The following is a 13652-nucleotide window of genomic DNA, read 5'->3' as shown; positions in this document are numbered from 1 at the left end:
TAGTAACNCTCTTTTTTATTTGTCTTTTGTTTGTTGTCCTAAGCGGATTCGAACCACTACAAACAGAACCAAAACCTGTTGTGCTACCATTACACCATAGGACAAGCATTTAAGCCTTCTCGTCGCCTTTTGAAGCTTCCTAAAAAGCGTCACTCGCTAAAAAGACGGTGCAAAGGTAATCGTTTTTTAGTCTTCCGCCAAATTTTTACGTTGATATTTTTTTTGAGCGGCTTTACTTTCATACTGCGATTCCTTATGAACCCCACTAATATTAATTTATAATTAAATGGGTTTTGGTTCCGAATTTTCTTGACAACCAACCTCTTCATATTTCGCGTATTTGGTAATCACTCCTCTCTTTGTCGCAAATACGCAAAATATGAGCGGCATTTCTATCTTCCTATATGGCAATGTTTTATGGCTTTCTTATATTCTGGAGCATCTGCTTTTCTGGTTTTGAAACGACAAAAGCATTCATATTCGAGCGCAATCAGTATGCATTTGTGATGCAAAGGCATGTAAATTGCGAATCAAAGTGATGCGTTTGATGGTGTAAGACCATTGCTTTTGTGGTAAAATTCGTTTTTTCTAACTCAATCATCGCCTGTTTGCATCCTGCGTGCCTATTGAATTTTTCCAGATTGAAAGTTTCATAGTGCCGTTTTAAGGCCGCTTTTTTATGAAAAAACAGGACACTTTATTGTAGCTTTCTCTGGTTCTCACAGAGGGATGAATTGTCACGCTCTGCTCTAATCAGCCAAACAAGCGGTAGGTAGGTGTTGGCTTTTGGAGGGCTAAGTGTGACTGCACGTGAGACGACAAACAAGTAAATACCTATTTTTGGGTATTGTCGGAAAATGGCGAAACGAGTACTTTTGCAAAATAGTTGGTAGTTATGGTCTTAAAAATTTTTGTTGTTTTCAGCAGTCCTATTCCATTTCTCATATGAAAAGATTGACCGTTTTTATCTTTTTTATCAGTATCAGCGTGTTGTTGAGCCAGGCTTACGCACAGCCGGAAGGCTGTCGGTTTGCAGGTAAGTTGACCGATGAGCATGGCCAGGCCATCGAGTTGGCCTCGGTCAGCCTCAACAATAGCTTGGTGGCATTTACGAACAAGGACGGGCTGTTCGAGTTTCTCAACGTTCCGGCCGGTCGTTATGATTATCGCATCACGTTCGTTGGGTACGAAACGGTCAGTGGAACGGTGGCGATAAGTGCCCATACGCCACAGCTCAAGGTGCAGATGCGTGAGTTGGGCTTGCAGCTCAAGACGGTAGAGGTTACCGCCCGACAGCAAGCTATGGGTTCGAAGTCGCTCATCGGGCAAGATGCCATCAGGCACATACAACCCAAGAGCGTGACCGACATCCTGCAACTGGTGCCGGGCAATCTGATTGAGAATCCCACGCTGAACAAGTTGGCGCAAGCCCATATCCGCGAGATAGACGGTGACAGAAACAACGCGCTTGGCGCTCTTGTGGTGGTGGATGGCACGCCGGTAAGCAACGATGCCAATCTGCAAGTGTTGGGTACGGCCCGGTTCAGGGCTTCTTCGGGAGCGCAAGCTGACGGTATGGGCGACCAGACCACGGCCGGACGTGGAGCCGACTTGCGTACGGTGAGTGCCGGCAATGTGGAGAGCGTGGAGGTGATTCGGGGCATTCCGTCAGTCGAATATGGCAACCTTACGTCGGGCATGCTCATCGTGAAGACCAAGATGGGGCATACGCCGTGGGAAGTAAAGGCGCAGGCTGACCCGTATTCCAAGCTGCTTTATGTTGGAAAGGGCTTCAACTTGAAACGCGGAGGCGCAGTCAACTTCAGTGCAGACTGGAGCCAGTCGTGGGCTGATACGCGCAAACATAGCAATGGATACGACCGCCTGACGTTCACGGGAGGGTATTCAAAGACCGCCGGGCGTAATACCTTTAGTATTAAAGGGGCTTTTTACAGCAACGTCAACAATCGTAAAGACGACCCACAATACCGGGAAATGCAGCTCCGCTTCACCAACAAGAACATTGGAACGCGCCTGTCTGTATCCGGAAAATATCATGCGCGCAGTACCTTTCTTTCGGCATTGTCGTACAATCTGTCGTTACAATATTCCAAAACCACCGACCAACACGACAATCTTGTGTCCAATCCCGACGGTGTCATCACGGATGTTCGCACGCCGGGCATCCATCCTGCCATCTTCAAGAACAAGAGTTATTTCTCCAAATACGAGATTCTTGGGGCACCACTTAACCTCTATGGTCAGGTTGTGGGCAACAAGTATCTGCAATTGGGAACCGCCAATTATACCAATGTAAAGCTGGGCGTGGAGTTTGTTCATAGCGCCAACCATGGCAAGGGCTTGCAGTTCGACATGCAAAATCCGCCTCAGTCAATGGGAACGCAGACCCTTCGCCCCCGTGCTTTTAAGGATATTCCTGCGCTGAACATCCTGTCGGCATTCGTCAGTGACAAGCTGTCGTTGCAGGTTTTTCAGCGGCATCTGACGGTGGAAGGTGGCCTTCGGGTAAGCAACTTGTTCCTGAACAAGCGAAAGAGCGGCGGAAAGCGAGGAATGTTTGTTGCAGAGCCTCGACTGAATGCTTCGTATACGCTGCTGGACAAGACGTGTAATCCATGGATAGACGAACTCTCTTTGACGGGTGGTTATGGCATTTCCAACAAGATGCCCACCTTGATGTATCTCTACCCCGACAATGTTTATTATGACAACGTGTGCCTGAGTAAATACGGTGAGCGTGAGGAAGACCGGTTGGCCCTGCTGCAGACAGACGTGATAGGGCAGGTTGGCAACCCCGACTTGATGCCTACGCATACTCAAAAGTGGGAGTGTGGGCTTACTTTCCGAATCGGGAAGGTCAGAGGCTTTGTGACTTATTACAACGAGCGTCATCATCATGAGTTTGGATTTGAAAGCAGATTGTATTGGAATAGATATCCCAAATTCAGCCTGCCCGTGGAGGCTGCCCTCCCGAAATTTCATGAAGAGACAGGGGATGTGAGCTATCTGCACAATGGTGTGCGTATGATGGCCGGCAAAACTGAGCAGGTGGATATGTCTACTTGGAGCCGACCGACCAATAATACACAGTCGCACAAGCATGGAATAGAATATGGCATAGACCTGGGTTCGCTCAGTCTTTTGCGTACATCCTTGAGCATCAACGGCGCTTGGTTCCATACGGAGCGTACTGATGAGAAAGACCAGCTTAGGTATGTTGATTACAACTACGACTATGTTCCTGTCATGCCAAACGGTTCGGGCTACATCCGGGACCGCGTCAACTCTACCTTCCGCTTCGTTACCCATGTGCCGGCTGTCAAAATGGTCTTCACCACGGCCGTACAAGTGGTGTGGTATGAAAGCGAAAGGGCGGTGTATAGACAGCCGGATGGCAAGAGTCGCTATCATCAGTTCACTTATGAGGGGCGTGAATATCTGGGCGTCTCGCCTATAGGATATTACACGCGGGACGGCCATTACTATCCCTGGTCGGCCGATGCAGAGCGCGATGTCGTGCGTCAACGCATGATGGGACGTTATTATCTATACGACTTTGAGAAAGATGTAACGCATCCATGGGTGTTGTTGAGCCTGCGGTTTACAAAAGAAATAGGCAAGGTGGCCGAACTTTCATTCACGGCCAACAACTTTCCTAATGTGTCACGATGGCACACCAATCCTCACAGTCTGTCACGAACACAGTTGTACCCTGCTCCTTATTTTGGTGCGGAAGTGAAAATCAAATTATAAAAAACAATTTAAATCAGTAATAAGTATGAACAAATGTATTGGAAAAATGGTCTCGGCTCTGTTGCTGCTGACCGTTGTTTTAGGCTTCGTTTCTTGTAATAAAAACGATGAGCCGAGTATTGCGAACTACGAGTTGACGCTGTCTTATCAACTTCCTGACGGATTGAAGGCAGACGATATCAGCGATGCCAAGCTGGTATTGACAAAGGAAACGAAAGAGGATACCCTGGTGTTGAGGGATATGAAGGACTTATCGACAACGCTTCCGCAGGGACAGTACAACTTGCTGCTCACGGCAAAGGTCAAGGATGAGGCCAATGCTTACCTCACAGGGACGCTCTCAGTAGACCTCTATGCGAACAAAAAAGCCACTATTGAGCTGCAAAAGGTGCGCAAGTCGACGCTCATCTTCAAGGAAATCTATACCACAGGAGGCAAAAAGGGCTATGTGTTGGATAACTATTTTGAGATTGTGAACAACTCTGATGAGGTGCAATATCTAGACGGTGTTATCCTAATGACTAATCCTGGAGGACAAAAGAAGGAGCAGAACGTTTGGCAAGCCAACGGCTACAAGGACCGCTATGCTTGTGGACAAGGCACTGTTATCGCCTTCCCCGTAGGTAAGGATGGTAAGTCGATTGCCCTCAAGCCTGGCGAAAGCACCGTGATTGCCAGTGATGCAGTGGACCATGGCAAGATGGCTCCGGAGGGAAACCATTGCCCAGATCTGTCGAAAGCACAGTGGGAGGTATATATTGACAATGTAAAAGGTGAGGTGGATTATCCCGCTCCCAACATGGATATCATCTTCCAGAACAATAAAAACATGAAGGCCTTTGGGTTAGGCTTCTTCAATGGTGGCTACATCTTGGCCAAACTGCCAGCTGGCATCACCCCAAAGCAGTTTGCTGCCGACCAGAATAATTTAAAGACTACGCCAGGAACCACATCAAAGATGCAATTCTTGCTGATGCCAAGCAAGTATGTGCTGGATGCTGTGGATATGTCTAAATCCGATGCAGAGACATATTTCCCACAATTCTTGCCTGTTGACGATGCCAAAGCTGTCAAGGCCAGCAAGGCTTGGGAGGGCAAATGCCTGCGTCGCAAGGTGGAGAAAGTGGTGAACGGGCGTGCTTATTTCAAGGACACCAATAACTCGTCGGTCGACTTCCTCAACAACCAGCCACTTCAACCGGGGCGTGTTTTCACGGAGGTTGATAAATAATCCAATTCATTCAGCTATCATTTCCGCTGCCAAGACCGTCGTCGTGAGGTCTTGGCGGTGGAACCTTTATTCAGTCATTTATGATACATGTTCCATCCATTCGCGTCTTGTGCTGCCTGTCTTGCATGTTGTTCGTGCAGGCTGTTGTTGCGCAAACCGTCTTTATCCATACCGATGACCCATGGCATGAGGACCATCTGAACGAGTTGACGAATGTCAGATATTCCGGCAACAACCCCATTCGCATCGCCTATAATCAGCGGTCTACGGCAGGAACAGCGAGGGTGGCCTATGGCGAACATAATGGATCGTTCAAGGCTGTGGATGCTGCCAAAAGGCAACGGCAGCTGGATGTGTATGTGGGTGGGCTCAAAGATTTGAGGCAGGTCAAGCTTAGTGGACATCTGCAATATCAAAACAGGCAGGAGACAGACCGTCGATGGAACTCGTCATTCTATCTCATGCCGGACAATCCCTTTGTATTGGGCGATTCTGTTTGGAGCGAACCTTCCTCCGAAGTGTTCCGTATGAGTGCCGAGTTGGCATGGCAATGTTCCAAAAAATGGTTGTTGGGAGCCGGTGTCGGTTTGATGATGGGCAGCTCTTCCGACCAGGATGACCCTCGCCCCAAGACGCTTTCATCCTCCTTCCCCGTTTTGCTTGGTGCCGAATGTCAACTAAACGCAGCCTGGCACTTGGGCGTATCGGTAGGTATGGAAATGGTTCGTACAAACATAAGTTATACGGTTGTCAATCCGCTTAACAACCATCGTTTCTTTCTCATGAAAGGACTTGGCGAATATTTCAGGCGGTCTACAGCCAGTAATCCTGGTTATCAGCGCAAATATGACGGTCAAACAACACAAGTTGGTACCCAACTTACCTATACGCCCACGGCCTCTCGATGGAGCGGTTTCACAGAGATAGCGTTCTCACGGGGTTATGAAAACGCGGTAGACGGTGGTGAGGCTTACGTCTTCAAAGGTGGAGATTATCAGTTTTCAAGCCTGAAAGGACAAGCCCGGCTTATCTTTCATTCTGGACGCAGCACGACTCATCAGCTTCTGGCGCATGTACATTGGCATCAGGGCGATGGCTATTGGTACGACCAGAAGGCAGTAACAGACATCGAACATGGCAACCGAACTGATTACAAGGTGTTGGGAAAGGCGCGCGTACACCAAGACTATCGGTTGTCAACCGACTTGGGTTATCGGTTGGACATGCCATTTTTTGTGGAAGGCAAGATAGGAACAACACAGAGATGGATTAAACATGCCAGTGATTTAGGGACACAAAAACAGGCATGGATGCTTGCTTTCATGCAGGCAACAGTGGGTACAAGCGTGCAATGGAGGCATTATACGCTCAACACTTCAGTCCATGGAGGGTACTATCTCCCATTGTCAGAACGCCAATTTGCATCAGCATCCGAAGAAACGGGTAACATCACCGACCGCTATGTCGCTCCTCAATTTGAGTATTTAAGTGCGAGGCGTGTGCGCATGGGCGGCATGTTGGACGTGCAACGTACCCTGAAACGGATGAATGTCGGACTGAACATCAAGGTGGATACATGGCTTCATGCGGACGACGCCGCATTCGCTCGTGCGCTTAGGCATACGTCGCGGGTGGGTATCAGTACCGGTCTTTACATGCAATTTTGACATATTGAAATCCAAGAAGACTGAATGAGTGTGCGTAAGGCAACCATCAAAAAACGCCTAATGAATACTTTTTTACATCTAAAAAACATTGAAATGAAACGAATCATCATCATATCGCTCTGCCTGCTTGTGTTGGTAGGGCATGGTATGGCCAAGAGTGGATTTGCCATTGTGGTTGATACCAAAAGTTACCAATATGCCCAAGCTGAGTTGAAGGCTTATGCCCAGGCTGTAGAACAAGTCAATGGCCTCAAGGTTTATACGGTTGTTGACCTCTGGGGGATACCCGATTCTATCCGTACCGCACTTCAAAGACTCTATTATCAGAAGCGTGACCCTATTGTAGGAGCCGTCTTCGTGGGTGACATTCCTGTGCCTATGATACGCGATGCACAGCATCTCACCTCTGCCTTTAAGATGAATCAAACCAACCCAAGACAGGAGTCGTCGGTTCCTTCAGACCGATATTATGACGACTTCTCCTTGCAATTCAAGTCTGTGGGGCATGATGAGGGTACGCCTTATTATTACTATTCACTCACAGCAAGGGGCTCTCAACGCCTGCAACCCAACATTTACACGGGAAGAATACGACCTACCGACGTTGGTGGAACCAGTAGATATGCCAAGCTAAAGGCCTATCTTCAGAAGCTGGTGGCACTCAAACGGACGAACAGAAAGCTGAACAACATGTTCTATTTTGATGGACATGGATACATCTCGGCTTCCAAAGATGCCCGAATAGACGAGAAAATATCTTATTTCGAGCATTTTCCACAGCTCAAACGGCGCACCCATCAAGTTGGTTATATCTCTCACGACGATGTCAATCCCGTGAAGGAGCGACTGATGAGCGAGCTCATGCGCAAGGATATGGACCTTGCCATGCTGCACCATCACGGTTCTTTTGATGCCCAATACCTCAACAATCTGATTTTGCCCAACACGGTAGCCAGTGCCAAGACCTTCATCATGCGCAATCTCAGGGAGCATATTTATCACGCTAAGCAGCGCAATAAAAATGCCGACTCGCTGTCTACCGCCCTTTTGAAGAAGTTTGACCTGCCCGACTCGTGGGTTCTGCATGCGCAGAGTGATTCGTTGGCTCGCCTGGACTCCATCTATGAGGCCGCTGCCGACCTGCATCTTGAAGACTTCCGCGCATACCAGTTCACTCCCAACACGCCTGTTGTGGTGATTGATGCCTGCTTTTGTGGGTCGTTTCATCTGAATGATTGCATCGCCAACGAGTATGTCTTCCAGCCCGGAAACACCGTGGTGTGTATCGCAAACAGCGTCAATGCGCTGCAAGACAAATGGGCAGACAAACTCATTGGACTGATTGCAGATGGCGGTTGCGTGGGTGATGTCGTGAAGTACGCCCATTACTTGGAGCTGCATGTCATTGGAGATCCCACCTTTAAGTTCGCCACTGAGGGCAAGGGCATGGACGTAGACCGGTTGGTGAGCGAGAACAAAGAGGGCGCATGGCGCAAACTACTCAAGTCAGACCAGCCAGAACGCCAGTGCTTGGCTATGGAGGCTCTTTGTCAGCTCAAGGCGATGTCATCGGCCGAATTATTGAATATCTACCGCAATTCGCCCTCTTATATCGTCAGAATGCAAGCCTTTACACTCATTTGCGATTACAAAGACGACAATTTCATCAAGTTGTTGCAGCTGGCTGCCAACGACAGTTACGAACTGTTGCAGCGTTGTGCCGTGGTGATGATGGGCAAGAGCGGTGACGAACGGCTCATCCCGCAGCTCATCAGCATTGCCATCGCCAATGCCACGTCAGCCAGAATCAATTTCGATGCGATCAACTCGTTGACCGTATTCCCCAAGAGTCAGCTCCTGAAAGAGTTCGCACTTCAGTTTGACCGACCTGAAGTGTGCTACATACATAAAGACTCTGTCCGTACGTTGATATACAATGCCATCGATCATGCTTCAGAACGCTGGGTTGAGGACACGCGGAAGATTTTGGATCCTACCGTTCCCGTAAAGAAAAAGCTGCAGCTGATACGCTTCACGCGCAATTATATGATTCATGCCATGATTCCGGATTTGTTGCGCTATCTCGAGCAAGAGAAGAACGAGCAGGTTGAGATAGCTTTGCTGGAGGCCATGGGTTGGCGTACACATTCTTATCAGCGTCCACTTATCTCGGCTGCATGCCAGCGCATCATCAATGGCGAAGGTTATACGCAAGCAGTAAAAGACGAGGCGCTGAAAACGTATAAACGGATTAATGAATAAAATAATCTTTTGTTGGAGCTTGTGCCTGGCGGTGGGAATAGGTCGGGTACAAGCTCAATTTGTACAACGAAAAGTCTACCCACAACCACGCCTCACGCAGGCTGTGGTGGACATTCGGCAGCTGCGTACCACCGTCAGCGAGGCTGCGGAAGATGCCGTTCAGTTGCCCACATCGGTGGATAACAGCAAGACGAAGTATTTTCCACCCATCCTTTCACAGCGTGGTGGCTCGTGTGCGCAGGCTTCCGCCATTGGCTACATGCTCACTTACGAACTCAACAGATTGTTGGATCGTGACGCGTCGGCCAGCGCCGAGAATCGCATGGACTATCTGTTTTCATGGAATATGCTGAATGGCGGTGAGGACCAGGGAGGGTTTGCTGAGGAAGGACTGTACCTGGCTCAACGGTATGGCATGATGAGCGAGGCCGATTATGGCGGGTCGGCCGTCTCGCAGTTCAGATGGTGCACCGGCTATGACAAATACTTGCGGGCCATGCAGAATCGAGTGGAGCGAATCTTGGTCTTTGATGACAGCATCCCTTTGCTCAAACGCTATCTTTATGATGCAGGAAACGGCAGCAGACCAGGCGGAATATTGACCTTTTCCACGCAGAGTGACGGGTGGAAGATAGATGGACAATACAAGGGACCGTCGGCAACAGGCTACCACTCTTTGCTGAGAAAACTGGCTACCCGCGGCGCTCATGCGCTGACCATTGTGGGCTATGACGACCTGGTGGAATACGAGGACGAGAAAGGGCGGCAGCACAAAGGCGCCTTCATCGTGGCCAACACATGGGGCTCGTGGGCGCATGACCATGGCCGCTTTTATCTGCCGTACGATTTCTTCCGTGATCCCAGTGTCAGCAATCGTCTGCTCAGCGGTGAGTTGCAGGGTGTGGTGCCAAAGCGGTATCAACCTAAAGTGGTCTTCAAGGTGCGGTTGAGCTATGATTCGCGCGACGACTTGAAGTTTTCCATGGCTGGCATTGAACGTGGGGAAGGTGACGCACTGCCCAACTATCACTATTGCTACGCCTTTCACAACCAAGGTGGCGACCTGCCCATGCAAGGCAAGTGGTTGGAAAACCGCATAGAGTTTGCCATGGACTTCACTGAGTTCATGTCCAGCCCGGAAGCGCAATACGCCTCTTTCAAACTGAATGTCGTCAAATCAGCCATCGGGCAAAAGGTGGGGCAAGGGTGTCTGGAAAGTGTCTCTGTCATCGATTACCGTACGCATGCGCCGACGGAGTATGTCTTTCAGCCAAAAGCACCAGTCGAATTGGTTGGTGGTGACAATGTCTTCACCATCGAGCCCTTCAAAACCTTTGATGTGAGTGCTTCGCCTTATCGGTATGCCGATGAAGGTCAACCCTCTGTCAAAGTGTTCTTGCTCAAGACCGCAGATGGCAAGGCAGCTAAATTGAAAATAGAAAAGACGGATGCCAAAAACCGAAAAGTAACCCTCAAATATAAAACAGAATGAAACGTGTATGCTTATGGATGTTGGCCGGCATGATGCTGCTTCTTGCAGGCTGTGCCACAGAAGATGCAGTCGGTCGTGGCGTTCAGGATGTCTCGTTGACGGTCAACGATGTGCCCAACCGGTGGACGTATGTCTCGCTGTCTGCCCATGAGGTGGTGGGAAGCAGCTCCTTGGGCGATACCCATGAGGATGCCCTGTGGATGCTGCGCACCGACTGGGATATCGCCTTTTGTAACGGAATGATTCGGACCAACAGTGGTTCTTCTGGCAAAGGGAAGGGTGGTATCACGTGGACACCGGTGGATTATGATGACGTTGACAACCTAAGGGCGCCTTCCTACCAAACGGACACACGGCAGACGGTAACGGTAAAAAGTGTGGAGATAGAATGAAAATATCCTTTTTTCTTCCCCAATTTTTGTTTGTTTATGTCAATTAAAACGACAATAATTTAACACTTCTCAATAACTCATTTTAGAAAAATAATACGAGAAAAAAGTTGCATGGAAAGCCATTTCTCACCAATCTCTATCGTTTTGAAAATCAAACTCAATGAGTTGATGCCCTTAAAGCATTGATTTTTCCCTGAAAAGTGACGATGAAATCGGTCGATTTTGCACGTTTTTTGGCAAAAAAGCACCTGATTTTCAGTCCTTATTTTGGCTGTTTTCTTATAAGTGTTTGTGAATCAAAGGTATGTAAAAAGCCTCAAAATTCGCGTATTTCTGAACAGAAGGACATCTTGTTCAAAATAATCGAAGCATACGAGAGCAAATGTAAAATAAATTCTTAGTTAATTATTGCTTTCTTGTTAGCCGTGGTTTCTGGAGATGCAGCTTTGCGTTTTTATGCTGTTCGCTTGTTCATTTGTGTGTGAAACACTCCATGGAGGCAAGTCGTTGGCGGTATGTAAGTTGATAAATCGCACTCCTGCTTTGCAAGTATAGGAAGCCGCATGTGAGTAATCAGCCTGCTTGCGAACAGCTGCGGCTTAAACCCTAAACAACCTTAAAAAACGTTCTATAAATCACTATTTTGCATAATTAAGCCTTAAAAAGATGTGCTATTTGCGGAATTCTATATAAATTTGCAGCTAAAATCATAATCAGAAGTAAATGAATAGAAGATTTTTACCGCTTCTCATGCTGTGCTCAGTGATGCTGCTGTTCGCTTCTTGTCTTAGAGACAACGACGATGAGCAGATGACATACGACGATGCGGCCATTATAGGATTCTCGGTTAAAAACGTGAAACGCTTGATGCACACCAAGTCCAGTAAAGGTGCCGACAGCACATACATCACGACTTTTGCTGCAAGCGACTATAGTTTCTACATAGACCAACTCAATAGGGTAATTTATAATCCCGACTCGTTGCCGGTTGGTGTTGACGCTTCGAAAGTGGTAGCGACCATTTCGGCTAAGAATGCGGGTGTAATTGGCATCAAAAACGCTGACAACGATACGATTAAATATTTCAATTCGGCCGATTCACTCGATTTTACCAAGCCCCGTCAGGTTGTTGTTTACAACAATTCGGGTACGGGTATGAATACCTATACCGTCCATGTGAACGTTCACCAGCAGGATGGTGACACGTTCAACTGGAACAGTCAGACAAAGAATGAGCCTAAGCTGGCCGAGCTAACAGCCATGCGCTTACTTGCGAATGGAGAAAACTTGTATGTCTTTGGCAACAAGGGGGCGGAGGCAAAGGTCTATACGGCTGCGCGAAAGGCGGCAAACCAATGGCAAGAAATCATGCCCAACATTCAGGTGACAAGTGACTTTTATCGTCAGGTAGTATTGCAAGGCAAGACATTCTATGGCTATCATGACGGTCAAGTGGTGAAATCAACTGATGCGAAAAACTGGTCTGTGGTGTCTGCCATCGCACTTAAACAGCTGGTAGGTGCCAGTGAAGCCAAGTTGTATGCCCTGACTGAAGATCATAAAATATTAGTTTCGGGCGACGGAGGTGCTACCTGGACGACGGAAACCTTGAGTCCCTCGAACGCACTGTTGCCAGAGGCTGACTTGAATTTTGTGGCTCAACCCTCGAAAACCAATGCGGGTGCCAATCAGTTGTTCATGGCTGGAACCACCGACCAGCGTGTTTCTCAGTGGGGAAAGATTGAAGAGAACGATAAAAAGGCTGAAAATCAGCCTTGGACAAGTTATACGTCATCGGCCGGAAATCGGTTCGCATTACCCAACTTGACCAACCTTCAGGTGGTGAAATATGGCGATGACCTCGTGGCTATGGGTGGTGCCGGAAAAGGCGAGAGCAGCGGTGTGAAAGCGTTTAGTGAGATATATGGCAGCGTGGATGGCGGTTTGACGTGGAAAAAACATGCCACGCTGGTCTTCCCTAATGGTTTTCATTCTAGTGAAACATCGTTTGCCATGGCGACCGATGTCGACCACTACCTGTGGATTGTCTGTGGAAAAACCGGACAAGTTTGGCGGGGACGGCTCAACAAGTTGGGCTGGCCTGTGGTGAAAAGGGTGATTACTGAATAGCGATACAACATAACGAAACATGCGTCAAGGTCTGCTCTCTATATTATTGCTCGTGGCCGCTGTGCAAACGCAGGCACAAGACGACGTGGAATATCGTATGGAGGTGGGGGCCGGAGCGGGCTTGGTGTCCTATCTGGGCGACTTCAATGGCAGCGTAGTGAAGAACATGCAGCCCATGGGTTCGCTTGTGTGGCGATGGGTACTCAACCCTCGAATGGCCCTAAGAGCCAAGGGTAGCTATGGCAAGCTCAAAGGCTCGTCGGCCGATGTGCAGACTTATTATCCTGACATGCAGGACAAACCTTACGAGTTTAATCATTCGTTGGGTGACTTGGGCGTTACCTTTGAATATAATTTTTGGCCATACGGCACGGGCAGAGACTATCGGGGAGCCAAACGGCTCACCCCTTTCATCTTCGGAGGAGTGGGGGGTACGTATGTTTCGGGTGGACCGAAAGATGTGTGGACCGCCCATGTACCTTTGGGACTGGGTGTGAAATACAAGCTTGGCGACCGTGTTAATATAGGATTGGAGTGGGCGGCGCACTTCTCGTTGAGCGACAAACTCGACGGTGTGGTTGATCCCTATCGGGTCAAAAGCAGCGGATTGTTCAAGAACACCGATGGCTATTCGGCACTGCTGGTGACGCTTACTTATAGCTTCCAAGCTAAGTGTCGAACGTGTCATAATGATGCTGAATAAC

General features: G+C 48.6%; 8 protein-coding genes and 1 tRNA gene. 8 read left to right on the top strand and 1 reads right to left on the bottom strand.

The annotated features are described in order from the left end of the window. Positions 1 to 33 precede the first annotated feature (33 nt). Positions 34 to 104 (bottom strand) — tRNA-Gln (locus HMPREF0650_RS01155). Positions 105 to 945: 841 nt separating this feature from the next. On the opposite strand from HMPREF0650_RS01155, the gene HMPREF0650_RS01150 reads away from it, so the two are divergent. The 8 genes from HMPREF0650_RS01150 (at position 946) to porG (ending at position 13651) form a co-directional block, all read left to right on the top strand. Next, positions 946 to 3774, top strand: a complete 2829-nt coding sequence (locus HMPREF0650_RS01150; protein WP_004347638.1) for a TonB-dependent receptor — start codon at positions 946 to 948, stop codon at positions 3772 to 3774. Positions 3775 to 3799: 25 nt separating this feature from the next. Beyond that, complete coding sequence (locus HMPREF0650_RS01145) at positions 3800 to 5005, top strand: DUF4876 domain-containing protein (RefSeq protein ID WP_004347637.1); 1206 nt, start codon at positions 3800 to 3802, stop codon at positions 5003 to 5005. Positions 5006 to 5085: 80 nt separating this feature from the next. After that, positions 5086 to 6672: a DUF6850 family outer membrane beta-barrel protein gene (locus HMPREF0650_RS01140; protein WP_155813540.1), complete on the top strand. Its 1587-nt coding sequence runs from the start codon at positions 5086 to 5088 to the stop codon at positions 6670 to 6672. A 93-nt stretch (positions 6673 to 6765) separates the two neighbouring features. Next, the gene (locus HMPREF0650_RS01135) at positions 6766 to 8934 is read left to right on the top strand and encodes a HEAT repeat domain-containing protein (protein ID WP_040561999.1); all 2169 of its coding nucleotides are present in this window, start codon (positions 6766 to 6768) and stop codon (positions 8932 to 8934) included. Beyond that, positions 8927 to 10426, top strand: a complete 1500-nt coding sequence (locus tag HMPREF0650_RS01130; RefSeq protein ID WP_004347634.1) for a C1 family peptidase — start codon at positions 8927 to 8929, stop codon at positions 10424 to 10426. Before HMPREF0650_RS01135 ends, HMPREF0650_RS01130 begins: the two co-directional genes overlap by 8 nt. Further along, entirely contained in the window at positions 10423 to 10818 is a 396-nt protein-coding gene (locus HMPREF0650_RS01125; protein WP_004347633.1) for an HmuY family protein, read from the top strand. Before HMPREF0650_RS01130 ends, HMPREF0650_RS01125 begins: the two co-directional genes overlap by 4 nt. A gap of 723 nt (positions 10819 to 11541) precedes the next feature. After that, a complete protein-coding gene (locus tag HMPREF0650_RS01120; protein WP_004347631.1) occupies positions 11542 to 12948 on the top strand; it encodes a DUF6242 domain-containing protein in 1407 nt (468 codons plus the stop codon). Positions 12949 to 12967: 19 nt separating this feature from the next. After that, positions 12968 to 13651 (top strand): type IX secretion system protein PorG, encoded by a 684-nt coding sequence (porG, locus tag HMPREF0650_RS01115; protein ID WP_004347630.1) that lies wholly within the window; start codon positions 12968 to 12970, stop codon positions 13649 to 13651. The last annotated feature ends 1 nt before the right edge of the window (position 13652 follow it).

This window comes from Hoylesella buccalis ATCC 35310 (genome assembly GCF_000177075.1).
GTDB classification, from domain to species: Bacteria; Bacteroidota; Bacteroidia; order Bacteroidales; family Bacteroidaceae; genus Prevotella; species Prevotella buccalis.
This window is presented reverse-complemented; position numbering and strand designations above follow the sequence as displayed.

Bases quoted from the DNA above. Each gene is read 5' to 3' on its own strand.
- HMPREF0650_RS01150 (WP_004347638.1), top strand. From the start codon at position 946: ATGAAAAGATTGACCGTTTTTATCTTTTTTATCAGTATCAGCGTGTTG.
- HMPREF0650_RS01145 (WP_004347637.1), top strand. From the start codon at position 3,800: ATGAACAAATGTATTGGAAAAATGGTCTCGGCTCTGTTGCTGCTGACC.
- HMPREF0650_RS01140 (WP_155813540.1), top strand. From the start codon at position 5,086: ATGATACATGTTCCATCCATTCGCGTCTTGTGCTGCCTGTCTTGCATG.
- HMPREF0650_RS01135 (WP_040561999.1), top strand. From the start codon at position 6,766: ATGAAACGAATCATCATCATATCGCTCTGCCTGCTTGTGTTGGTAGGG.
- HMPREF0650_RS01130 (WP_004347634.1), top strand. From the start codon at position 8,927: ATGAATAAAATAATCTTTTGTTGGAGCTTGTGCCTGGCGGTGGGAATA.
- HMPREF0650_RS01125 (WP_004347633.1), top strand. From the start codon at position 10,423: ATGAAACGTGTATGCTTATGGATGTTGGCCGGCATGATGCTGCTTCTT.
- HMPREF0650_RS01120 (WP_004347631.1), top strand. From the start codon at position 11,542: ATGAATAGAAGATTTTTACCGCTTCTCATGCTGTGCTCAGTGATGCTG.
- porG (WP_004347630.1), top strand. From the start codon at position 12,968: ATGCGTCAAGGTCTGCTCTCTATATTATTGCTCGTGGCCGCTGTGCAA.